The following is a 21,895-nucleotide window of genomic DNA, read 5'->3' as shown; positions in this document are numbered from 1 at the left end:
CATCAACCATGTCTGAGCAGAATCACGACGAAGGCACCTCAAACGAAGAGGTAACCCCCGTTGACGAAGCACATGACTCGGGTGACGCGTTGAGCCAGGCCGAAGCCATCCTCAATGAGGCTGGCGCCGATACCGAGGCACCTGCGGCAAGCGATCTGGAAGCCGAGCTACGCAATGACCTGTTGCGTCTGCAGGCCGAATACGTCAACTACCGCAAGCGCGTTGAGCGTGACCGCGATGTTGCACGAGATGTCGCTATCCAGTCGGTGTTCTCCAACCTGATGCCGGTACTCGATGATATCGATGCCGCCCGTGCACACGGTGATCTTGTCGAAGGTCCCTTCGCCTCGATCGCCAACAAGCTCGACGCGGTGCTCGAAGGCCTTGGCCTGGAACGCATCGCCGAAGCTGGTGTGGAGTTTGACCCGAACATCCACGAGGCGCTGATTCAGCAGCCACACGCGGAAATTCCCGCCGATCACGTGGCTCAGGTGCTACGCACCGGTTTCAAGAAGGGCGATCGCATCCTGCGTGCAGCCCAGGTGATTGTTTCCCTCGGGGAGTAATGACCACCTAGGGTAGGTGCACTAGCACTACCTAGCTCCACGTTCTAACGGCGGGTCACCGATTGGTTCCTTGAATAAGGAATCACCGGAGGCCCGCCGTTGGGCGGTTGGGGCATAACCCCTAAAGACTTTTAGTATTGAAGAATAAACAAGAAAAAGGAGGCGCCTGATGGCAAGTCAGGACTGGGTCGAAAAGGATTTTTACGCCATCTTGGGCGTCTCCAAGGACGCTAGCGATGCCGATATTAAGAAGGCATACCGCAAGATGGCACGCAAATATCATCCGGATACCAACTCCGGTGATGAAACTGCCGAACGCAAGTTTAAGGACATTACCGAGGCCAACTCGGTGCTTTCTAACGCCGAAGACCGTCAGCAATATGACGCAATTCGTGCCATGGGATCCGGGGCGCGTTTCAGTGCCGGCGGACACGGTAGTGGTGGACAGACCAACGGAGGCTTTGAAGACGTCTTCTCCAACCTCTTCGGCGGCGGCGGCGGACATCGCGGTGCTCAGGGAGCACCTGACTTCTCCGATCTCTTCGGTGGCGGTGGCAGTGGCGGAGGCTTTGGTGGCTTTGGTCAGCAGACCCCACGTAAGGGAGCGGACCGCACCGCGAGTACAAGCATTTCCTTTTCTGGTTCCATCAACGGAACCACCATTGGTTTGCGCGAAGGCAATGGTGAAGTCATTGACGTACGCATCCCGGCAGGAATTAAAGATGGTCAGTCGGTACGCGTGCGTGGCAAGGGATCTCCTGGTGCCGCGGGTGCTGGGGATCTGATCGTCAAGGTCAGCGTGAAACCGCATGCGGTGTTCATCCGCGAAGATAACAACATTCGCATTCATGCTCCGGTGACTTTTGCCGAGGCAGCACTCGGTGGCCAAATCGAGGTTCCCACGCTCAGTGGTGAAAGCGTGAAAATGAAGGTTCCTGCCGGTTCGGCCTCCGGACGTACCTTGCGTTTGAAGGGCCGTGGCGTCAAAACATCAAAGGCAACCGGAGACATGCTGGTGACCTTGGACGTGGTGGTTCCGCAGAACCTTTCCAAGGAAGCCAAAGCAGCGGTTGAAGCATTCGCCGAGGCCACTAAGGAAGAATCTCCACGCGATAGCCTGATGGCGCGCGCCACGCTCTAATCTTTAACGCGGTGGGTTGCCAAACTTTCGAGTCATTGGTACCCACCGCGGCATGATTGAATCAAAGCAACCGGGTTTGATTTCGAGATTTTTAGGGCACGGAAGGATAGAAACATCATGAATAATGAGCGGCTCAGGCCAGTGTTTGTTATTTCCGTTGCCGCAGAACTTGCCGATATGCACCCACAAACCCTGCGCCAATACGATCGCATGGGACTTGTCTCGCCTTCACGGCAGGGTGGTAAACAGCGTCGCTATTCCGAACGCGATGTCGAATTATTGCGTGAGATCCAACGATTGTCCAAGGACGGGGTATCCCTTGAGGGGATCCGTCGAGTCTTGGCGTTAGAAAATCAGGTTGCCGCACTGCAATCGCGCATTAGTGAACTTAGTAAGGAAGTCTTTGCCTTACGTAGTGCCCACCAGAGCGCAGGACTGGGGCGTGTGTTTGCCGCGGGCACTAGTGGAGATGTTGTCTCCCTAACCCGTGGACAGCGTCCACGGGGACGCAGTCAGGCCCTAGTGATCTGGAACCCGCGCAACAAATAGCTCGATAGCCGCGTTGCCAGCTATTCGGGCAAGAATGGGAGGATAAAAAGTTGTTACCGCTTCCCTCCAGCTATGCCCGGCTACACGAACACGCCTTATTCCAATTTGATGCTCTCTGCACTATTCGTGGACGGCTACGTACAGCCCACCGTCAAGCCTTAGACGGTGCCGCACACGCACTACGACCCGGTTCCATGGAGCCGGCCATCCCACCGCGCAGACTGCTGTATCTAGATTTTTCGGGGTGCGAGCCACTTGCCGCAATTGCAGTTGGCGACCTTGATACCGCAACGCATGTGACCTGGCAGCTTTCCGGAACCGGCATCCGTGCCCGGAATGCCTTATGGGGCAGTGCCCGGGAAGCCGGTGAACTCTATCTTGAACAACGCAAGGTGGGAATTGATGCCCCGGCCGTGGTCGCATGGTTGGGATACCGGAGCCCAAACCTAGGTACCGCGTTACTCAACGCTTCGGCACGGCGCGGGGTCAAAGTTCTCTCTCGTGATCTAGAAATCTTTGCGGCCCTGCGAGGCGATCAACCACATCTGGCTCTTGAGGCGCACTCCTATGCTGCCTCTATGGCAGCTCAGGCCCTTGATGCTCGGGCGGATTTTGCGCATCGGGTAGATGCCTTGGTGACAATCGGGTCCGCTGGTTTCCCCAGCTACCTAACCAAGGACATCGGCAGAGTCGGGGTGCCAGCAGAACATCTATATACAGCGATTGCATCCCAGGACAGTCTGGCACGTTGGGGGCGGCTACTCTCGGGACGAAAACATCTTGCTGCCCAATGCTTTGCCGTCACAGCGCGTGAAGATCTAGGATTGGCGGGCGTAAGCGGACATAACACTTCACAATTCATTGCCGGTGATCCGCACTCTTTGCACGGGTACCGTGACCCCGGCACCACGTCGTTACGCAATATTGCGCTGATTACCACCGGGCAAATCCCGCTTGGGCCATGAAAAGCCGTTTAAACGTTCGTGTCCTCCGGGCATGAATGCTAGGAGGACACGATGATCAGACGCTGCGGTACGTTAGGAGACCTTGCGGTAGGTCAGATCGAAGATCAGACGCCCGGCCTTCAATGCCTTGGACTCAAAGCTGGTGAGCGTGCGTCCCACAAAACGTGGCGCCCAACCACCAAGCTCATCGATAAAGTCCGGATCCTGCTCATCTTTTTCCAAACCTAAGCGGCGGACCTTGGTCAGGTTGCTCTCTTCCTTAGCGAGGTTGCCCGGGTGCAGGTTTTCAAAGCTATCCGAGGCGTCAAAGATTTCACGCATTTGTTCGGCATAGTTTGACCAGTCGGTGGCCAAGCGGATGATGCCACCGGGAACCAAGACTCGCTCTAGCTTGGGTAGGAAATTTTCCTTGATCAGGCGGCGCTTGTGGTGACGGATCTTGTGCCACGGATCGGAGAAGAAGATCCAGATTTCCTCGGCGGAGGCTTCAGGAAGTAGCTTATCCAATGCCTCGGGTGCATTCGCCTGCACGGCGCGGACATTGTTCAGTTCACGGTTTTCAACGCGGACCATCAATGCTGCAAGGCCTGGACGGTACACCTCAACTGCGAGGAAATTCTTTTCTGGATTTTCCTCGGCGGCGTGTGCAACGGCTTCGCCGAGCCCCGAACCAATTTCAACAATGAGCGGCGCCTTGCGGCCATAGACGGTTTCCAGATCCAGCACGTTGCCTTCGGCAACCGAGGTATCTGTGCGATCTCGTGGTGGATCGATGATGAATTGATCTGACACACGCTCCCAGGCGTCTGCACGGCGCCCCTGCAGACGACTGCCACGGCGAACAAAGGAGACCGGTTCTACCTGGTAGAAGCTGGGGTCTTCGGCGGCGCGCCCGGTGGAGGGCGTCTTACGTTCTGCGGGAATGCTCATGGTTCAAGGTTATCGAACTTAGCGGCTACTTTTTCCCGCCGTTCTTGGCAGAGCCCTTCCCCGTCGAGGGAGCACGTGAGTAGGTTTCACCGGATTTGAGGTTTTCTTTGCCCAAGAGTTCACTGACGGTGACGAAGGTGTAGCCCTTGGCCTTCAGCTGGCTCAGAATGCGGGGGACCGCTGCCACAGTGCTTGCATGAATATCATGCATCAGCACTATTGAGCCGGGTCTCGTCTGGGAAATAGTCTCGGCAACAACCTTATCGGCGTTCCGATATTTCCAATCGAGGGTGTCTACATCCCACAGGATTACCGGTGCCTGAGCGAGCCTGTCGGTAATGGAATCGTGTGCTCCATAGGGTGGGCGCAGCAGGGAAGCCGGTTCGCCAATTGCCGCCGCGATAGCCTCGTTGGTGCGGTCAATCTCACTGCGGATCTTTGCAGAATTCAATGAAGGCAGTGAACGGTGATTCCAAGTGTGGTTGCCTACTTCATGTCCCTCGGCGATCATGCGCTTGAGAATTTCTGGTCGGTTCTTTGCATTGGGACCAACAACAAAGAATGTTGCCGGGGCATTTGCCTTCTTCAAATCGTCAAGCAGTTTTCCGGTTTTGGGCCCCGGACCATCATCAAAGGTCAACGCAACACATTTTGCCTTGCTGCAATCAACACGTTCGGTCTTAGCCGGCAGTGGGGGAGAAACACTGGCCGGTGATTCAGTGCTTTGCAAAGTCTCTAGCAGTGGAGCAACCGAGGAGATCAGCGAGCGCGGTGCGGGACTCATTGCGGCGTTTCGTGCCAACACACCGAGGGGCGAGAGCAGCGGCACGACGTTCTGCGAGGGGACCGTGACGGTTAATGATCCAGCCGAGCCAGGCGCGATGCTGTAGTCGTCGAAATCAATTGTTGCGTTTCCCTGAGCATCAAAGTTCACCGAATCTAATAGTTCGTTACTCATATTGACGAGATCTTCGGCAATGACCTCGGGATTTTTGGTTGCGGCAAGGGCTACGTATTCACGGAAGTCGTCCCATTGCTCTTCGCCAGCAAATAGATCACGGCTGCTGTGCATCGTGTTGTTGCTGGTATCAAACCATTGGGTGATAAAACTGTTTCCACCGGATGCTCCGGCAAACTCATAGGTTATGGTTTTGATGCCAATGATGTGTGTGGAGACTGCGCTGAGGTAGCTGCGAATATTCAGTTCGCCCGAAATTCCAGAACCTGCCGAAACGTCTTGAATATTGTTGCGGTCAAATTCGACCCTTTTTGATTCGATGAGTGCACGTTGCGCCTCGCCAACCGACGAAAGGGAGGCGACCTCGAAGTGCCGGGTGAAAATGTGGTGGTCTTCATCCGACTGATCAACCGAGTGCAAATCCGGAATCAGCGATAGCGGCAATGAATCTTTATATTGTTCATTTTCCGGTGTGGGGAGCACCCCCTCAGAACTTGAAATATCCAAGGGGGTAGTGGGAGAACCGGCAATTGGGGCGCATCCCGTGATGAGTGAAAGAGCCACGAGACTCGTAAGAATTTTGAAAAAGTTTTGACCAATTGCGTTCCGCATCCAACAAGCTTGCCTGCAATGGATGCCAGTCGACGAATCGAGAGGCCCCTCCGGAGCAAATCGTTATTAACTGTTATCAGGAAGGTCGGGGATGATTCAGGGTCATACCCCATAGCGCGGGAGGCCTCTGATGCGTGATGCTAGGTATATGCGCAATTCTCTTTCGACAATTCTCAACGTTATCTGGCTTGTCTTCGGCGGTATTTGGTTGGCTGCAGGATACGTGCTGGCCGGCATCATCTGCTGCCTCTTGATTGTGACAATTCCATTCGGGATCGCTTCCTTCCGCATTGCGCTTTATGCCCTATGGCCCTTTGGCCGGACAGTTGTCGATAGGGGCCCCGTAGGTGCGATGTCAACTATTGGAAACGTCATCTGGGTTCTTGTTGCCGGTATCTGGATTGCGATTGGTCATGTACTGACCGCCATCCCGATGTTTGTGAGCATCATTGGTATTCCACTGGGCATCGCAAACCTGAAGATGATCCCGATTTCCCTGATGCCGCTGGGTAAGGTCATTGTGCCTTCGGACCAGTACTTGCCACGTTATCGCTAAGACCCGATGTTCAATCCATTGATGCCCGATCAATAGCGGGTAGAAGAAACTATAAAGTGCCGCTGCCATAATTCTCCACGAGAGAGTTTGTGCAGCGGCACTTTGTTGTGTTGCAACATTCCTGCGCTCGAAGTGCTCATTCGTTGAATGCTCGCCGCGAAGACACAGGCGAACTGCCGCCGATAACCCCTTGTATGTGGCTCCGTAGGTTCATAGTCTGACCGTGTGCAAAGCGCACATTTTCGCTGGAGGTTGGCAAAAAGATGAAAAAACTAGTCACCTGTCTGTGGTTTGATCAGCAGGCGCTCGAGGCCGCACAGTTCTACACCCAACTATTTCCCAACTCCTCACTGTCAACCCAGGTGATGCTGGATGCGAATGGAAATCCCTCAGAAGCACCGCTGACAGTTGAATTTACGCTGAATGGCAACGACTTTGTGGGGCTAAATGGTGGTCCGATCTTTAGGTTTAATGAGGCTGTTTCCTTCCAAATCCTCTGTGAAGATCAAGCCGAAATTGATCATTATTGGGACGCGCTGACCGCTGATGGTGAAGAGAGCCAGTGCGGTTGGCTCAAGGATCGCTTTGGGGTCTCCTGGCAGGTAGTGCCCTCACGACTTCCCGAATTGATGAAACAAGAGGACCCGGAAGCCGCACGACGTGTTGTCGAAGCCTTCATGCCCATGAAGAAGTTGGATATTGCCACCCTAGAACGGGCCGCCCTTGGCTGAGATCTAGAAAGTTAGAGAAAATTTCTGTCATCGTGGGAATAGGTTCACCCATCCCAAAGTTGAGTTAGGTAGACTCAAGTTTGAGTTGACACTCCACTTACAGTGAAAGGAATAGTGTGGACACTAAATTTACAACCAAGAGCCAGGAAGCACTCTCCGCCTCCGGCATGAATGCCTCCACCGCAGGAAACCCGCAGGTGGAGCCCGTTCACTTACTCAAGGCCCTGATTGATCAGCGCGAATCCGTTGCTGTTGCCCTCCTCAAGGCAGCCGGAATTGATCCGGAGCAGGTCTCGGTTCAAACAAGCGCCGCCATCAAGGCACTTCCCTCCTCATCGGGAAGCTCGGTGGCCCAAGCCCAGTATTCCCGTGGCATCTTACAAACCATCAATGCGGCACAGCAGGCAGCCGAGGCGCTGGGAGATAGCTATGTCTCCACCGAACACCTGTTGCTGGGCCTCGGCGACGATACCGGAGCCGCGGGTAACGTATTGCGCGGTTTGGGTGCCACCCGCCAGGCACTCGAAGCCGCACTGCCCGGGATTCGTGGAGACCGCAAGGTCAACAACCCCGATCCAGAGAACACCTTCCAAGCCCTGGAAAAGTTCGGCACCGATATGACCGCGATCGCACGCTCCGGCAAACTGGACCCGGTCATTGGACGCGACGCGGAAATCCGTCGTGTCGTCCAGGTGCTTTCACGCCGTACCAAGAACAACCCGGTACTCATTGGTGAACCTGGTGTTGGTAAGACGGCAGTGGTCGAAGGACTCGCCCAGCGCATGGTCGCCGGGGACGTCCCCGAATCACTACGCGGCAAAACATTGATCTCCCTAGATTTGGGAGCTATGGTCGCCGGAGCCAAATATCGTGGCGAATTTGAGGAACGCCTCAAGGCGGTCCTAGAAGAGATCAAGGCTTCCGACGGTCAAATAGTTACGTTCATCGATGAAATCCATACGGTAGTCGGTGCCGGCGCCTCAGAAGGGGCAATGGATGCCGGAAACATGCTCAAGCCCATGCTTGCCCGCGGTGAACTGCGCCTCATTGGTGCAACGACGCTCGATGAGTACAGGCAAAACATTGAGAAGGACCCGGCCCTCGAGCGTCGCTTCGCACAGGTCTACGTGGGGGAGCCAAGCGTCAATGACACCATCGCCATCCTGCGTGGGCTCAAGGAGCGCTACGAGGCCCACCACAAGGTCACCATCGCCGACTCCGCACTGGTTGCCGCCGCAACGCTTTCCAACCGCTACATCACCGGTCGGCAGCTTCCGGATAAGGCAATCGACCTCGTCGATGAGGCGGCAAGCCGACTTCGCATGGAAATCGACTCAGCCCCCGAGGAAATCGACCAGCTGCGCCGATCCGTCGACCGACTCACCATGGAAGAGCTGGCACTTGCCGGAGAAACGGATCCTGCTTCGGTAGAACGCCTTGAAGCGTTGCGCGCCGATATGGCAGATAAGAAGGAAGAGCTAGACGGACTCAATGCTCGTTGGGAAGCCGAGAAGGAAGGGCTCAACCGCGTAGGTGAACTTAAGGTTCGCCTGGATGAGCTGCGCTCGCAGGCAGAAAAAATGCAGCGTGAGGGCGATCTTGAACGTGCTTCAAGACTTCTTTACGGGGAGATTCCCGCCCTTGAAGCCCAGCTTGCGGAAGCGGCAAAGGCCGAAGAAGAAGTTGGTGCCCGTGAACCCATGGTCGCCGAGGATGTCTCCGCCGATGACATCGCCGAAGTGATCTCCGCGTGGACGGGTATCCCGGCTGGTCGCATGCTTCAAGGTGAAAGCCAGAAGCTGCTGGACATGGAATCCTTCCTGGGTCACCGACTCATTGGTCAGCAAAAGGCGGTAACAACTGTCTCCGACGCCGTACGCCGTGCCCGCGCCGGAATCTCTGACCCCGATAGGCCCACCGGCTCATTCCTGTTCCTTGGTCCCACGGGTGTTGGTAAGACCGAGCTGGCCAAGGCGCTCGCCGATTTCCTCTTTGATGACGAACGCGCCATGGTACGCATCGACATGTCCGAGTACGCCGAGAAACACTCGGTGGCTCGACTCGTGGGTGCACCTCCGGGCTACGTCGGCTACGAGGAGGGCGGACAGCTCACCGAGGCCGTACGCCGCCGCCCGTACTCGGTGGTGCTGCTCGATGAGGTGGAAAAGGCTCACCCCGAAGTCTTCGACATCCTGCTGCAGGTGCTCGATGATGGACGCCTGACCGATGGCCAAGGACGCACCGTTGACTTCCGCAACGTCATCCTGATCATGACCTCCAACCTCGGATCCCAGTTCCTTGTGGACCAGAGTCTAGAAGCTGAAGCCAAGACCGCTGCGGTGATGAACATCGTCAATGCATCCTTCAAGCCCGAGTTCCTGAACCGGCTTGATGATGTGATCATGTTCGATCCACTGTCGCTCGATGAGCTGGGTTCGATTGTCTCGTTGCAGGTGGACACGCTCGCCGACCGTTTGGCTTCGCGCAGGCTGAACCTGGTGGTCGATGAGGATGCCCGCGATTGGTTGGCCTTCACCGGATTCGATCCGGCCTTTGGTGCTCGACCCTTGCGCAGGCTCATCCAGCGAGAAATTGGTGACAGGTTGGCCCGCGAACTACTTGCCGGTTCCATTCAGGACGGTGACACGGTAGTTGTAGGTGTCAACGAGCTCAACGATGGGCTGGTGCTTAGTTCCACGGGCGGACGCCAGTAGCTCCTGTATCTAGAAATGGTGCCGGGAATAGGGGAAAACCCTTATTCCCGGCACCATTTCGTTTGTTCATGGAAACTTCGCTAGGAGGTGATGCCCAGGGCATCGGAGGGAAGTAAGGAATTTTGAACGGTTCCTTCATTCAAGGCCAGGAAACAGGCTACGGTTCGGTCCCCGGTCTTCCACGTTTTTTCTGAAGGTCGAGAAAAATGGTACGACCAGGAAGCATCAATGCCACTTTTCGGGTCCAAGACAATTGCCTTGCACAGATCCTCGGAGCGACGCATCAAGGCGTCCGCTCCCGGGAACTGTGTTTCGGTTACTTCAAAGGAACCAATCATTTGAGCGTTATGAGAGGTGGCACAGGTAACGACCGTCACCGGGGCTAAGGCCGTGGCAAATCCTTGTAAGCAGTCACCGGTCTCTAATTGCTCCGGTGGAACGTCTAAAGCAATGACACCGTCGATACCGGGGTTTGGGTTTCTGCTCACATTTGGGGTGGGGTCCTGAGCCTGATTTGCTCCAAAGAATTTATCTGCCCCGTAGAGGACTATCAGCAACACGCCCATGGCACCAATCAACGCCCAAAGCGTTGTTGCCTGCCACCACGCGCGTTTTTGTGATTGGGCGCTACGGGGCGGAAGGGCTGCTTTTCCCTCTGGAAATGGCGGAACAGGCAAGCAAGCTCCCTTGCGGGTGGCAGTCGACTTGGTGGACAAAATAATACTCTACCGGCAGAACGGTGGTTCCGTGCAGGCACCCGCCGCGGAATCATGTTAACCTTGAATCACGAAAGAATTAGTCACATATTCTGGGGCCTCCAGCCTATTAAGGGTGGACCACCTCCAGATCTACTGAAAAAAGGGGGTCACGCCATGGGGCGCGGCCGTCAGAAGGCAAAAGCGACACGACAGGCTCGGGATATTAAGTACTATTCCCCAGCCACTGATTTGTCAGCCTTGGAACGCGAGCTTGGGAAGAACCGTGGTAATAATGCCGCGAGTCCAAGCCCTGCCGATGTACCTTACGAATCCGATTATTCGGATTACGAAGATAAGTACGCGGACGAGGAAGATGAGGACGACCAACGGCACATCTCTTGATGTGCCGACTCCCTGAAGTGACCGCAAAAACATCAGCGGTTGTGGTTTTTCCAGTAAGTGAAGACAAAGGCCGTGGCCATCGCGCAGGAAATGCGTTGGTGACCGCGGTCTTTGGCGTCGCTAAAAGAAGGCGGTAACTATGCTTCACGAAGGAAAACTCGGCATCGAGATGGCGCACCGCTCTGCCATTCGTTCCATCGAACGTGTGGTGGGGGAGAGCGCACCGCTTCAAGATCCAGACTTCGCCAGAGCCGGTATCCGCACCATGCTCGAACACGGCTCGGTGTTAGTGCTCACCGGGGCCGGAGTTTCAACTGACTCGGGGATCCCCGACTACCGCGGACCCCAAGGTTCACTGCACCGCCACCGACCGATGACCTACCAAGAGTTCCTGCATGAACCCTCCGCCAGACACCGGTATTGGGCGCGCAGCTTTGTGGGCTGGCGTCATATGACCCAGGCGGCGCCCAATCCAATTCACTATCGGCTGGCCCAATGGGAAGCCGAGGGCAAGATCAGTGGAATTGTTACGCAAAATGTTGATGGCCTGCATCTAGCCGCGGGCTCACGAAACGTGATCGCTCTGCACGGGGACATGGAATCCATTTCCTGCTTGGACTGTGGAGCCACCGAGGGGCGTTTGTCTCTCGATGCACGCCTTCTTGCTGCCAACCCCGGATATCTTGAGCGCGTGGATTTAGATCCCAGTCTGGTTAACCCCGATGGTGATGTGTCTCTTGATCAAGCGCATGTTGATGAATTCAGCATGGTTGGCTGCCTAAATTGTGGCTCGGTCGCGCTCAAGCCAGGTGTCGTCTACTTCGGTGAAAACGTGCCAGCGGAACGCAAGACACGTCTCAAGGAGCTGGAGGGCGCCTCCAACGCACTTCTGGTCATTGGTTCATCCCTTGCCGTCATGAGCGGGTACAAGCTGCTGCTTGACGCACGTAGTGCCGGTAAACATGTGGGGCTGATCAACGGGGGACCCACACGTGGGGATGCCAAAGCGGATTTCCGCTGGCGTACCAATATTTCCCCGGCGCTCGAAGAACTCGATGAACCAGTTGTTCTGGATACCGCGGCGCAACAACGTCAGCGGCCCATGTAACAAGAACCTTAGTAGGCCTTGCTGACAAGCAGGAAGTTCGTCAGCCCCCCGTCGCGTTGGTGCGGTTCTAGACGTTAAAAAGCTGAATGGCGGATGCGCAGCATGGGCCGAACCGCGACGAAAGAACACCATGACAGGGGCGATAACTCATGATCAACGACGAATCAGCGTCTCAGCTTAGATTCATTATTTTTTGCCTCAGAGCAGCAAAAATTACGCTCATCATCGGAGCTATCCTCTTCCTCATCGCCGGTGTCTTCGGGTTTTCTTCACCCGATATACGGAAAAGTATGATGAGCATTGCAACATATATTCTTATCCTCCCGATGGCGTTCGGAATGGGAGCCTTGAAGCTCTCCTCATCAATTGACGAAGACTCCTACCGAGATACTCCGCTTGATACGTCGTGGCGCTGGAAGCCATGGTCCATGGCCGGAATAGGCTTTGTTCTCGTCTTGGCCTCGGCCGGTTTTTCCGTGTGAATTAGCGTAAGAGAGCTCTTCTTCTCCAGCACCAAGGATTCTGCAGCGCACTCTTTGCTCGGTTGGGCTCCCGATATTCAAGGCATTAAAGACGTGGTGGTCTGCACCCAAAAGGATGCAGACCACCACGTCTTAGTTTGTGCGGGTATTAGCTATGCGAATGCGCCGCGCATCAGCACGCCGCCGCCATCAACACCCTTGGCGCCCTGGACGTAATCCGGACCAGCGGTCTTGGCGTCATCGGTGATGGTACCAACGGTGCCCATAACCCAAGAGTTCATGCCACGTGCGTTCAAGCGGGTGATTGCTGCATCGGCGATCGACGCATCAACGATCGCAACCATGCCAACACCCAGGTTCAGCGTACGCTCCAGGTCCGGCTGTGGAACCGAGCCAAGTTCGGACATGACCTTGAAGACCGCGGGAAGTTCCCAGCTATTACGCTCAACGGTGGCCATCAGACCCTGTGGCAGCACGCGTGCCAGGTTGGCCGCCAGGCCACCACCTGTGACGTGGCTGAAGCCATGTACCAAGATGTTTCCATCAACGTTGAAAGCACGGATCAGATCCAGGCAGTCCATGGTGTAAATGCGGGTTGGCTCCAGCAACTCTTCGCCCAGGGTGCGACCGAACTCCGGTACGTGGCGATCAAGTGCCCAGCCCGAGTGAGCAACAATGCTGCGCACCAGTGAATAACCATTTGAGTGGATACCCGAAGCTGCCATACCAATGACGACGTCACCGGACTTCACCCGCTCCGGGCCCAGCAGGCCATCTGCCTCGACGATGCCGGTAGCGGCACCTGCGACATCGTATTCGTGCTCGCCCAGCAGACCGGGGTGCTCTGCGGTTTCGCCACCGACAAGTGCGGTGCCGGCAATGGTGCAACCCTCGGCGATGCCGCGGACGATGTCAGCGATGCGCTCCGGAACTACCTTGCCGCAGGCAATGTAGTCGGTCATGAACAATGGCTCGGCGCCGACAACAACGATGTCATCGACGACCATGCCGACCAGGTCCTGGCCGATGGTGTGGTGGATGTCCATGGCCTGGGCAATAGCAACCTTGGTACCCACACCGTCGGTGGAGGTCGCCAGCAGTGGCTTCTTGTAGGTCAGGAACTTCGAGGCATCGTAGAGGCCGGCGAATCCGCCAACCCCACCAATGACATTTGAGTTGTGGGTTGCCTTAATGGCACCCTTCATGAGTTCGACGGCACGGTCTCCGGCCTCGACGTCAACACCGGCCGAAGCGTAGGTGATTCCAGAATTCTCAGGGGTGGCGCTTGTCATCTCTGATGGTCCTTTACTTAGTTGCGCGGTGTTTTGTCTTCGGCGGTCAGCGTGGACTCGAATTCCGCATCCGGGCCCGGCTCACATCCCGCCTGGTTGCTACGTTCAAGCAAGTTTTTGCCCCGAAGTGCGGTGCCCGGCAGGGGGATCGGGTATTCGCCGGTGAAGCAGGCCGTGCACAGACGCTCACGCGGCTGGTGGGTGGCGCCGATCATGCCGTCTTCGGAAATGTAAGCGAGAGAATCGGCGCCAATCGACTTGCCGATTTCCTCAACGGCAGCGCCGTTGGCCACCAGCTCGGCGCGAGTGGCAAAGTCAATGCCGTAGAAGCAAGGCCACTTTACCGGTGGGGAGGAGATCTTCACATGGATCTCCGCGGCACCGGCTTCACGCAACATACGCACCACGGCGCGCTGGGTGTTGCCACGCACGATCGAGTCATCGACCACGACCACGCGCTTGCCCTTGATCACCGGTTCCAGTGCGTTGAGCTTAAGTTTGATGCCCAGCTGACGCAGGGTCTGCGACGGCTGAATGAAGGTGCGGCCCACGTAGGCGTTCTTGACGAAGCCGTGTGCGAACGGGATACCGGACTGTTCGGCGTAGCCGATGGCTGCCGGGGTACCTGATTCGGGGACCGGGATGACAATGTCTGCCTCGGCGGCGTTTTCGCGGGCCAGCTGACGGCCCATCTCCACGCGGGATTCGTAGACCGAGCGGCCGTTGATTGCGGCATCCGGGCGTGCGAGGTAAACATATTCAAAGACGCAGCCGGCCGGAGTTGCCTCACCGAAGCGCTGGGAACGCACACCTTCTTCATCGATGGCAATAAATTCGCCGGGCTCAATTTCACGAATGAAGCTTGCGCCAACCGTGGCAAGGCCAGCCTGCTCGGAGGCTACAACCCAACCGCGTTCCAGACGGCCAAGCACCAACGGGCGTACACCGTGGGTGTCGCGTGCCGCATAGAGGGTGTGTTCGTCCATGAAGACAAAGCAGAAGGCGCCTTGGAGCTTGGGCAGAAGTTGGAGGGCTGTTTCTTCAAGGGTTTGGCCCTCGCCGCCGGAAAGCAGTGCCGTGACCAAAGCGGTATCTGTGGTGTTGCCCTGCGCGATTTCGCCGCGGACCTTTTCACCGGTTTCTGCCTGCTGGGTCTTGACCATCTCCATGAGTTCTGCGGAGTTAGTCAGGTTACCGTTATGAGCCAAGGCTACCGAGCCGGCGGCCGTGGGGCCGAGGGTCGGCTGCGCATTGGCCCAGTGGCTTGCACCCGTTGTTGAATAGCGGCAGTGGCCTACTGCCAGGTGGCCGGTCATCGAGTTTAGGGTGTTCTCATCGAACACCTGAGAGACCAAACCCATGTCTTTGTAGACATTGATTCGTGCCCCGTCACTCGTGGCCAAGCCAGCCGATTCCTGCCCGCGGTGTTGCAGCGCATACAGACCGTAATAGGTCAGCTTCGCTACTTCTTCGCCGGGAGCCCAGACACCGAAGACACCGCATTCATCCTGCGGGCCCTTCTCGTCGGGTAAAAGATCATGATTTAGGTTTCCGTCACCACGCGCCATAGACATTATTCTCTCATGGTCCAAGGGTCTTCAAGAGCGTGAAGTGCGCTCAAAGACATGCTTCTAGGCGTGTTCTGAGTCACCCGTCGGGGTGGCGAGGCCGCGACGGCCACGCTTGAGGGTGACGCGATCCACAATGAGGAAGATGATTCCCGCAAGCAAGACACCAACGACGGCGAACGCTACGCCAAGGAAACCGGCCACCGAGCCTCGAGTGAATTCGGCTTGTTCCGGGCCCATGAAGGCCGAGAGAACCCCGATGATGATGCCGATTGCTGCACCAACACCCATGAAAGGCCAGAACTTCGGGGATGAATGAACCACCACCTCAATGTTCTGTGGGCTTTGGGGTGTGGGTGTGGGTTCTGCTGGTTGCTGCATCGGTTCCATACCCTCAAGGGTACTAAACCAGCGGCAACTGCGCGGACAGGTCTGCCCGGAGCCCCGACGCGGTGACCTTTCCCGTGGCGAGCGCGGCTTCCCAAGAAATTTTTCCACTCACCAAGGTCAGCCAGATTTCCGCAGGCAGCTCAATAACGTTCGGGGGAGTGCCGCGGGTATGCCGCGGGCCGGCAATGCATTGGGTGACCCCAAAGGGAGGAACCCGTACCTCCACCGAGTTACCTTCGGCTCGGCTTGCCAGTTCCTCGAGCGAGTATCGCACCGCCATGGCGAGCACCGGGCGGGGCAACACTTCGGAGGGGTCCTGCTCGTAGGCGATCATCCAGCGTTTTAAGGCTGTGTGTCCCTCTGTGGGATTAATGCGTCTTTTGATGGCCATGAGAGTCGGGTCCTAATCCAGCAGATCCATCACTGTAGAGGAGAGGCGAACCGAACCGACGGGCACCCCACCGCCCAAGATCGGACGCGAAATTTTGCTCAGGATCGCTTCGAGCTGTTCGGTGCTAAGCGCTCCGGTGTGTGCCAAAAGGGTGAGGCCCAGAAGGTCCGCGCCGCGCCCCGATCCATCGAGCATCTTAATGGCGACCGCTGTTCCATTGGGTGCCCCAAGAACCAGGACGCCCTCGGCACCAAGCTTGGCAATGACACCCACATCTTCCATTACTACAGTGTTTGGCAGGCCGTGACCCTGAACCGCCCAGGGGTAGTCAAGCATGGCCGTGGCAATGGTGGTGGCCCGCGCGTTTGAATTCTTATTGCCGGGGCAAAGGGCCAGCTTGGAAACGGCGCGCGCCAACCCCACCAAAGAAATCACGGGTACCGGTGCCCCACACCCATCGACGCCTAGATGAGAAATCTTTTCGCCCGAGTACTCCTCAACAATCTCAATGACTCGCTTCTGGAGCGGGTGCTCGGGCGAAAGGTAGCTTTCGGTGTCCCAACCATTTTCCGTGCAGGCCCACAAGAATGCTGCGTGCTTGCCCGAACAGTTAAACGCGAGTCGTGACTTTGGCTCACCCTTGCGGATCATTGCGTGATAGGTCTCTTCATGTGCCGGCCACGCGGTGGGGCAACGCAAATCTGCTTCACTCAAACCCGCCTTGGCCAGCATTGCGGCGGCAATATCAAGATGCTCCTGGCTGCCAATATGGCTGGCACTTGCCAACGCCACTTCCGCTCCACGTAAAGGAACACCGCTTTGCATCGAGGCAAGAGCCTGGAACGGCTTAAGCGTGGAGCGCGGGTAGATGAGCCCTTGCGCATCCCCTAACGCTGTAAGGATTTGCCCGTCAGCGTTAACGACGACCGCGGCACCTCGGTGTCTTGACTCGATGAAGCCATTGCGTTCAACAACAATCAGGTCCACGGTCTGGGAAGCAAGTAAAGTTTCGGGCATTTACTCAGCTTAGTGTGCGTTGCGGCTCAGCAAAGCAACAATGAAATCCGAGTCTTCGCTGAACTCCCGCATATCCCAGGTGGAAAAGCGTGCAACGAAACCAAGCTGTGCGGCTTCGAGGTCTTTCTCAAATTGGATCAGAGAGTAAGTCTTTTCCAAAGAAAACCCGATCACGAGGCGCCCATCCTCAGCTAGGTGCCTTGCGAGGTTTTGCACTACAGCTTCGGAAGTTCCCGGAGCCAGGAAGGGCAGTACATTGCCGGTACAGATGATTGCCTCGAATACTTCGGGCTCAAGATCGTTGTCATTGAGTTCGAAGGTGGAAAGGTCCTGGTGTACCCAGCGGCTATCCGGAAAATCCTCGCGCGCCTGGGTCAATAGTTCAACATCAAGATCAATACCAGTGACACGATGAGAGCGCCGGGCAAGTTCGCCGCCCACGCGTCCGGTGCCACACCCCGCATCAAGAACACGTGCGTTGCGTTGAAGCAAGGCATCTACAAAGCGGGCCTCACCGTGCAGGTCTTTGCCCGCGGTCCTTAAGGTGGCGAAGGCCTGAATGTAATTCTTGGCTTGTTGCGGGTTATTGCGGGATTGTTTTTGCCAGAGGGTCTCTTCACTCATGCTTTGAGCATAGAACCGAAGAGCAAAGCATGGGAAAGCCATGAGTAATGAGTCGTACCTAATACGTATGCGAAGCCATGGCGCGTAGATAACCGGTAGGCTTAAGCCTCGTGAAGGTACTGGTTATTGGCCCCGGCGGCCGCGAACATGCACTGATCCGCGCACTAGCTGCGGACCCCTACGTCACCGACTTACATTGCGCACCGGGTAATGCCGGAATATCGCGCGATGTAACAACTCATCAAATCGATGCTCAAGACCCCGCAGCAGTGCTGGGGCTGGCTCGTGAACTGGGTTCGGATCTAGTTGTTGTTGGCCCCGAGGCGCCGTTGGCAGCGGGTGTTTCAGACGCGCTGATTGGTGCATCGATCCCTGTCTTTGGTCCTACCAAGGCGGCAGCCCAGCTTGAGGCCTCGAAGGCCTTCGCCAAGAACGTGATGGCGGAAGCCGGCGTTCCCACGGCCATGGCACGGGTTGCCACTAACACTGCCGAAGCAGCAGATGCCCTTGATGCATTTGGCGCTCCCTATGTGGTGAAGGATGATGGTCTTGCCGCGGGCAAGGGCGTTGTCGTCACTCATGACCGCGCCGAGGCACTTGCCCACGCCGAGACCTGCTTCGAGGCAGGCGGCACCGTGGTCATCGAGGAATTCCTTGACGGCCCGGAAGTTTCCCTCTTTGTTATTTGCGATGGCACCCACGCGGTTCCGTTAGCCCCGGCCCAAGACTTCAAGCGCATCTTCGACAACGACGAAGGACCGAACACCGGTGGCATGGGTGCTTACTCGCCGCTGCCATGGCTACCGGCAGGCTTCGTGGACGAGGTCATGGAACGCGTTGCCTACCCAACGCTGCGTGACATGGAATCCCGTGGCACCCCATTCACCGGTGTGCTCTACTGCGGGCTTGCCATCACCACCCGCGGTATTCGCGTGATCGAATTCAATGCACGCTTCGGTGACCCGGAAACCCAGGCAGTGCTTGCACGCCTGAAGACCCCACTAGGTGCCCTGCTTTTGGCTGCCGCTAAGGGCGAACTCGATGATGCAGAGCAGCTGCACTGGCGTCCAGAGACGGCTGTTGGTGTTGTCATGGCCGCAGAGAACTACCCGGAAGACCCCATTAAGGGCGCAACCATTGTGGGCATTGAAACGGCCGAAGCACTCGAGGATGTTTCAGTTCTTCACGCGGGCACCTCAACGAATGAGGCTGGTGAGGTCATCGTCGCAGGTGGCCGCGTGCTTGCCGTTGTTGGTTTGGGTACGGACCTACACGCCGCGCGCGATAAAGCATATGCCGGTGTTGCCGCAATCTCCTGGGATGGTGCCCAGCACCGCACAGATATTGCTTTGAAGGCCGCTAACGGCCTGATCACCGTCTCGGAAGGAACTAAGTAAATGTCAGGTTTGCAAACCGAAACCCTAGAGCTTGAGGGCTGGACCCACTTCTATTCGGGCAAGGTACGCGACCTGTATGTTCCGGAAGGTTCCTCATTTGAGGAGACCGACCGTGTGCTAGTTGTCGCCTCGGACCGGATTAGCGCCTTTGACTTTGTGCTGACGTCAGAGATTCCGGATAAGGGCAAAGTTCTAACCCAGTTGAGCCTGTGGTGGTTTGAACAGCTTGCTGAGATTCCTAACCACGTGATCTCCACCGATGTTCCGGAAGCCGTTGCTGGCCGGGCCATGGTGTGCAAGAAGCTTGATATGTTCCCCATCGAATGCATCGCCCGGGGTTACCTGACGGGTTCGGGTCTTGCCGAGTACAAGGTCAGCCAGACGGTCTGTGCCCTTCCATTGCCCGGTGGCATGGTTGATGGATCCAAACTGGATCCGGCAATCTTTACCCCTTCGGCCAAGGCTGAGGTCGGCGAACACGATGAGAACATCACGTTCGAAGAAACTGCTGCACGCATTGGTGGCCAGCAGGCCGCCGATCTGCGTGATATCACCCTTGGCCTATACCTCCGTGCCGAAGAAATTGCTCGTACCCGTGGCATTATTCTTGCCGATACCAAGGTTGAGTTTGGTATTGATGGCTCCAACGGTGAGATCACCTTGGGTGATGAGGTGCTGACTCCGGATTCTTCACGTTTCTGGGATGCCGAAACTTATGCACCGGGTCAGGCACAGCCGTCCTTCGATAAGCAGTATGTACGCGACTGGCTCACCAGCGCCGAGTCTGGTTGGGATAAGAACTCCGGGGAAGAACCACCGGCCTTACCGGCAGAGATCATTGAACGTACCCGTGAACGTTACATTGAAGCATACGAGCGTCTGACGGGCCTGAACTTTACTGCCTAAAGAACTGCGGCTCACAAAAATACCCTGTGATGATTGAATATCATTACAGGGTATTTTTGTATCATTCGGAATTTTGAGTTCGCTGGGGCTTAGACCATTGAGTCACGCCATGCCTTGTGTAATGCGGCAAACCGGCCTTCGGCACCGATCAGCTGTGCAGGGCTACCATCTTCAACAACATTGCCGTCGTGAACCACGAGCACCCTATCGGCGATCTGCACCGTGGAAAGACGGTGTGCAATGATCAATGCCGTGCGGTTACCCAAGAGCGTTTGCAAACCGCGCTGAACAGCGCGTTCGGAGGGGATATCAAGTGAACTTGTTGCCTCATCGAGGATCAGCACGGCTGGGTCGGCAAGGAAAGCACGCGCAAAGGAAATTAACTGACGTTGTCCGGCAGAGACGCGCCCACCACGCTTATTAACATCTGTCTCATAGCCATCGGGAAGCGCCTGAATAAATTCGTGGGCACCCACCGCGCGAGCTGCAAGAATGATTTCTTCGATACTGGCCCCGGGCTTACCCAAGGCAATGTTTTCGGCAACGGTCCCGGAGAACAAGAAGGATTCTTGGGTGACCATCACAATGTGGCGCCGTAGATCATCATTTGCCAGCTGGTTAATGGGTACCGAATCAAGGGTGAGTGTTCCGGAGCGTAAGTCATAGAATCTGGCGATGAGTTTGGCAAGCGTCGATTTTCCGGCACCCGTTTGGCCAACCACAGCAATGGTTTGACCAGCGGGAATATCTAGATCGAACTTATCCATGACGATTGGTCCGTCTCCATAGCCAAAGACGGCATCCTTGAATTCCAGATGGCCCGTGACCTTGCCGAGGGCACGTGGGGTTGCGGGTTCAACGACCGTTGGTTCTTCTTCCAAGAGCCCGGAGACCTTTTCCAAGGCGGCGGTTGCTGCCTGCAGGGATGAATAGAACATGGCAATGTTTTCAACGGGTTGGAATACCCGCTTGGTAGCCAAGAGCAAAGCAACAAGAACACCCACGGCAAGGGTGCCATCGAGAATACGGAAACCACCCCAGGCAAGTACCGCTGCAACGCTGAGGTTACCTACCAGGACTAAGCCCGGCTGCAAGACTCCGAACAGGTTGATGGAACGGATGGAGTTGTCGCGGTATTCACCGGCAACGTTTGCGTAGTTTGTATCGTTTGCTGCTTCCTTGCGGAATGCCTTGACCGCGCGGATACCGGTCATGGTCTCCACAAAGGTACCGATCAGCCGTGCGGAGACCACACGGGATTCACGGTAGACGGTTTCCGAGCGGCGCTGGTACCACCTGAAGAGCAAGGAAATGGGGATCAGCGCCAGAATGAGCACCGCCCCGCTTTTCCAATCAAGGACAAAAATAGATATCAGTGTGAAGGTAACAAATACACACGAAGAGACCAGTTGGGAGATGCCCTGGTCTAAAAGCTCACGCAAGGTTTCTAAGTCCGAGGTTTGACGCGAGATAATGCGCCCCGAGGTGTAGCTTTCGTGGAATTCAAGACTTAGACGTTGGGTGTGCCTAAAGACGCGCAGGCGCAGGTCTAAGAGCATTGCCTGAGAAATCTTGGCGGTACAGAGGATGTACCAGCCCATGAGGCTTCCGGCGAGAATGGCGCTGATCAGATAAACGCCACCGGTGTAGCCCAAGGCAACAAAGTTGCCCTGCTGAACTTGTGGCAGACCCCAGTCAATGGCCCACGCAATGATGATCGGAAATGAAGCACTTGCGGCATTGGAAATGACAACTAATAGCACCGTGAGTGCAAGCATTGGCTTTTGCTTGCTGGCCAGTTGGCCTAAAAGCTTCCAGGATCTGGCGCGTACTCGGGTGCGCTCAGATTTGGAAAGAGTGATTGCGTCTTCGTTGGACACACCCATATTTTGGCTCAT

The 21,895-nt window shown here is 56.3% G+C and carries 22 protein-coding genes; 12 read left to right on the top strand and 10 right to left on the bottom strand.

Annotated features, from left to right (window positions below; genetic code table 11):
* Window positions 1–8 precede the first annotated feature (8 nt).
* From CQ018_RS03460 to CQ018_RS03445, 4 genes are all read left to right on the top strand, one after another.
* Window positions 9–566, top strand: a complete 558-nt coding sequence (locus CQ018_RS03460; protein WP_105548534.1) for a nucleotide exchange factor GrpE — start codon at window positions 9–11, stop codon at window positions 564–566.
* 169 nt (window positions 567–735) lie between these two features.
* Window positions 736–1,707 carry a DnaJ C-terminal domain-containing protein gene (locus CQ018_RS03455; RefSeq protein WP_105548533.1) on the top strand — a complete coding sequence of 324 codons (972 nt, stop codon included), beginning with the start codon at window positions 736–738 and terminating at the stop codon, window positions 1,705–1,707.
* Window positions 1,708–1,824: 117 nt separating this feature from the next.
* The gene (locus CQ018_RS03450; protein WP_105548532.1) at window positions 1,825–2,256 is read left to right on the top strand and encodes a heat shock protein transcriptional repressor HspR; all 432 of its coding nucleotides are present in this window, start codon (window positions 1,825–1,827) and stop codon (window positions 2,254–2,256) included.
* 50 nt (window positions 2,257–2,306) lie between these two features.
* A complete protein-coding gene (locus tag CQ018_RS03445) occupies window positions 2,307–3,221 on the top strand; it encodes an alpha/beta hydrolase (RefSeq protein ID WP_105548531.1) in 915 nt (304 codons plus the stop codon).
* Window positions 3,222–3,293: 72 nt separating this feature from the next.
* Here the strand turns inward: CQ018_RS03445 and trmB are convergent, their stop codons facing one another.
* Window positions 3,294–4,151 (bottom strand): tRNA (guanosine(46)-N7)-methyltransferase TrmB, encoded by an 858-nt coding sequence (gene trmB, locus CQ018_RS03440; protein ID WP_105548530.1) that lies wholly within the window; start codon window positions 4,149–4,151, stop codon window positions 3,294–3,296.
* A 25-nt stretch (window positions 4,152–4,176) separates the two neighbouring features.
* Window positions 4,177–5,673 carry a polysaccharide deacetylase family protein gene (locus tag CQ018_RS03435; protein WP_181149700.1) on the bottom strand — a complete coding sequence of 499 codons (1,497 nt, stop codon included), beginning with the start codon at window positions 5,671–5,673 and terminating at the stop codon, window positions 4,177–4,179.
* Window positions 5,674–5,869: 196 nt separating this feature from the next.
* On the opposite strand from CQ018_RS03435, the gene CQ018_RS03430 reads away from it, so the two are divergent.
* From CQ018_RS03430 to clpB, 3 genes are all read left to right on the top strand, one after another.
* The gene (locus CQ018_RS03430; RefSeq protein ID WP_105548702.1) at window positions 5,870–6,277 is read left to right on the top strand and encodes a YccF domain-containing protein; all 408 of its coding nucleotides are present in this window, start codon (window positions 5,870–5,872) and stop codon (window positions 6,275–6,277) included.
* A gap of 263 nt (window positions 6,278–6,540) precedes the next feature.
* Window positions 6,541–7,008 carry a VOC family protein gene (locus CQ018_RS03425; protein ID WP_105548528.1) on the top strand — a complete coding sequence of 156 codons (468 nt, stop codon included), beginning with the start codon at window positions 6,541–6,543 and terminating at the stop codon, window positions 7,006–7,008.
* 116 nt (window positions 7,009–7,124) lie between these two features.
* Complete coding sequence (gene clpB, locus CQ018_RS03420; protein WP_105548527.1) at window positions 7,125–9,722, top strand: ATP-dependent chaperone ClpB; 2,598 nt, start codon at window positions 7,125–7,127, stop codon at window positions 9,720–9,722.
* Between the two features lie 80 nt (window positions 9,723–9,802).
* On the opposite strand, the gene CQ018_RS03415 is transcribed toward clpB, so the two are convergent.
* Window positions 9,803–10,399, bottom strand: coding sequence for a septum formation family protein (locus CQ018_RS03415; RefSeq protein WP_105548526.1), 597 nt, complete (start codon window positions 10,397–10,399; stop codon window positions 9,803–9,805).
* Window positions 10,400–10,594: 195 nt separating this feature from the next.
* Between CQ018_RS03415 and CQ018_RS03410 the strand changes: the two genes are divergently transcribed.
* The 3 genes from CQ018_RS03410 to CQ018_RS03400 all read left to right on the top strand — a co-directional run bounded on the left by CQ018_RS03410 (window position 10,595) and on the right by CQ018_RS03400 (window position 12,412).
* Window positions 10,595–10,822, top strand: a complete 228-nt coding sequence (locus CQ018_RS03410; RefSeq protein ID WP_105548701.1) for a DUF3073 domain-containing protein — start codon at window positions 10,595–10,597, stop codon at window positions 10,820–10,822.
* Between the two features lie 139 nt (window positions 10,823–10,961).
* Window positions 10,962–11,930 (top strand): Sir2 family NAD-dependent protein deacetylase, encoded by a 969-nt coding sequence (locus tag CQ018_RS03405; RefSeq protein WP_258142379.1) that lies wholly within the window; start codon window positions 10,962–10,964, stop codon window positions 11,928–11,930.
* Window positions 11,931–12,079: 149 nt separating this feature from the next.
* Window positions 12,080–12,412, top strand: a complete 333-nt coding sequence (locus tag CQ018_RS03400) for a hypothetical protein (protein ID WP_105548525.1) — start codon at window positions 12,080–12,082, stop codon at window positions 12,410–12,412.
* 152 nt (window positions 12,413–12,564) lie between these two features.
* Here the strand turns inward: CQ018_RS03400 and purM are convergent, their stop codons facing one another.
* From purM to CQ018_RS03370, 6 genes are all read right to left on the bottom strand, one after another.
* On the bottom strand, window positions 12,565–13,704 hold the full coding sequence (gene purM, locus CQ018_RS03395; protein ID WP_105548524.1) for a phosphoribosylformylglycinamidine cyclo-ligase: 1,140 nt from the start codon (window positions 13,702–13,704) through the stop codon (window positions 12,565–12,567).
* Window positions 13,705–13,721: 17 nt separating this feature from the next.
* Window positions 13,722–15,272, bottom strand: coding sequence for an amidophosphoribosyltransferase (gene purF, locus CQ018_RS03390; RefSeq protein WP_105548523.1), 1,551 nt, complete (start codon window positions 15,270–15,272; stop codon window positions 13,722–13,724).
* A gap of 63 nt (window positions 15,273–15,335) precedes the next feature.
* The gene (locus CQ018_RS03385) at window positions 15,336–15,662 is read right to left on the bottom strand and encodes a hypothetical protein (protein WP_146111808.1); all 327 of its coding nucleotides are present in this window, start codon (window positions 15,660–15,662) and stop codon (window positions 15,336–15,338) included.
* A 13-nt stretch (window positions 15,663–15,675) separates the two neighbouring features.
* Complete coding sequence (locus CQ018_RS03380) at window positions 15,676–16,053, bottom strand: sterol carrier family protein (RefSeq protein WP_105548521.1); 378 nt, start codon at window positions 16,051–16,053, stop codon at window positions 15,676–15,678.
* A 12-nt stretch (window positions 16,054–16,065) separates the two neighbouring features.
* The gene (locus CQ018_RS03375; RefSeq protein WP_105548520.1) at window positions 16,066–17,070 is read right to left on the bottom strand and encodes an asparaginase; all 1,005 of its coding nucleotides are present in this window, start codon (window positions 17,068–17,070) and stop codon (window positions 16,066–16,068) included.
* 9 nt (window positions 17,071–17,079) lie between these two features.
* The gene (locus CQ018_RS03370) at window positions 17,080–17,694 is read right to left on the bottom strand and encodes a bifunctional 2-polyprenyl-6-hydroxyphenol methylase/3-demethylubiquinol 3-O-methyltransferase UbiG (protein ID WP_105548699.1); all 615 of its coding nucleotides are present in this window, start codon (window positions 17,692–17,694) and stop codon (window positions 17,080–17,082) included.
* A gap of 110 nt (window positions 17,695–17,804) precedes the next feature.
* Here CQ018_RS03370 and purD point away from each other — a divergent pair, with 110 nt between their 5' ends.
* Window positions 17,805–19,091 (top strand): phosphoribosylamine--glycine ligase, encoded by a 1,287-nt coding sequence (gene purD / locus CQ018_RS03365; RefSeq protein WP_105548519.1) that lies wholly within the window; start codon window positions 17,805–17,807, stop codon window positions 19,089–19,091.
* Entirely contained in the window at window positions 19,092–19,997 is a 906-nt protein-coding gene (locus CQ018_RS03360) for a phosphoribosylaminoimidazolesuccinocarboxamide synthase (RefSeq protein ID WP_105548518.1), read from the top strand.
* Window positions 19,998–20,086: 89 nt separating this feature from the next.
* Here CQ018_RS03360 and CQ018_RS03355 read toward each other — a convergent pair whose 3' ends face one another.
* Window positions 20,087–21,895 carry an ABC transporter ATP-binding protein gene (locus tag CQ018_RS03355; protein WP_105548517.1) on the bottom strand — a complete coding sequence of 603 codons (1,809 nt, stop codon included), beginning with the start codon at window positions 21,893–21,895 and terminating at the stop codon, window positions 20,087–20,089.

Source organism: Arthrobacter sp. MYb227 (assembly GCF_002975435.1).
GTDB lineage: Bacteria > Actinomycetota > Actinomycetes > Actinomycetales > Micrococcaceae > Paeniglutamicibacter.
This window is presented reverse-complemented; position numbering and strand designations above follow the sequence as displayed.

What these genes read in the sequence shown, in the direction of transcription:
- CQ018_RS03460 (WP_105548534.1), top strand. Translation starts at nt 9, where the DNA reads ATGTCTGAGCAGAATCACGACGAAGGCACCTCAAACGAAGAGGTAACC.
- CQ018_RS03455 (WP_105548533.1), top strand. Translation starts at nt 736, where the DNA reads ATGGCAAGTCAGGACTGGGTCGAAAAGGATTTTTACGCCATCTTGGGC.
- CQ018_RS03450 (WP_105548532.1), top strand. Translation starts at nt 1,825, where the DNA reads ATGAATAATGAGCGGCTCAGGCCAGTGTTTGTTATTTCCGTTGCCGCA.
- trmB (WP_105548530.1), bottom strand. Translation starts at nt 4,151, where the DNA reads ATGAGCATTCCCGCAGAACGTAAGACGCCCTCCACCGGGCGCGCCGCC.
- CQ018_RS03430 (WP_105548702.1), top strand. Translation starts at nt 5,870, where the DNA reads ATGCGCAATTCTCTTTCGACAATTCTCAACGTTATCTGGCTTGTCTTC.
- CQ018_RS03425 (WP_105548528.1), top strand. Translation starts at nt 6,541, where the DNA reads ATGAAAAAACTAGTCACCTGTCTGTGGTTTGATCAGCAGGCGCTCGAG.
- CQ018_RS03410 (WP_105548701.1), top strand. Translation starts at nt 10,595, where the DNA reads ATGGGGCGCGGCCGTCAGAAGGCAAAAGCGACACGACAGGCTCGGGAT.
- CQ018_RS03405 (WP_258142379.1), top strand. Translation starts at nt 10,962, where the DNA reads ATGCTTCACGAAGGAAAACTCGGCATCGAGATGGCGCACCGCTCTGCC.
- CQ018_RS03400 (WP_105548525.1), top strand. Translation starts at nt 12,080, where the DNA reads ATGATCAACGACGAATCAGCGTCTCAGCTTAGATTCATTATTTTTTGC.
- purM (WP_105548524.1), bottom strand. Translation starts at nt 13,704, where the DNA reads ATGACAAGCGCCACCCCTGAGAATTCTGGAATCACCTACGCTTCGGCC.
- purF (WP_105548523.1), bottom strand. Translation starts at nt 15,272, where the DNA reads ATGGCGCGTGGTGACGGAAACCTAAATCATGATCTTTTACCCGACGAG.
- CQ018_RS03385 (WP_146111808.1), bottom strand. Translation starts at nt 15,662, where the DNA reads ATGGAACCGATGCAGCAACCAGCAGAACCCACACCCACACCCCAAAGC.
- CQ018_RS03380 (WP_105548521.1), bottom strand. Translation starts at nt 16,053, where the DNA reads ATGGCCATCAAAAGACGCATTAATCCCACAGAGGGACACACAGCCTTA.
- CQ018_RS03375 (WP_105548520.1), bottom strand. Translation starts at nt 17,070, where the DNA reads ATGCCCGAAACTTTACTTGCTTCCCAGACCGTGGACCTGATTGTTGTT.
- CQ018_RS03370 (WP_105548699.1), bottom strand. Translation starts at nt 17,694, where the DNA reads ATGAGTGAAGAGACCCTCTGGCAAAAACAATCCCGCAATAACCCGCAA.
- CQ018_RS03360 (WP_105548518.1), top strand. Translation starts at nt 19,092, where the DNA reads ATGTCAGGTTTGCAAACCGAAACCCTAGAGCTTGAGGGCTGGACCCAC.
- CQ018_RS03355 (WP_105548517.1), bottom strand. Translation starts at nt 21,895, where the DNA reads ATGAGCCAAAATATGGGTGTGTCCAACGAAGACGCAATCACTCTTTCC.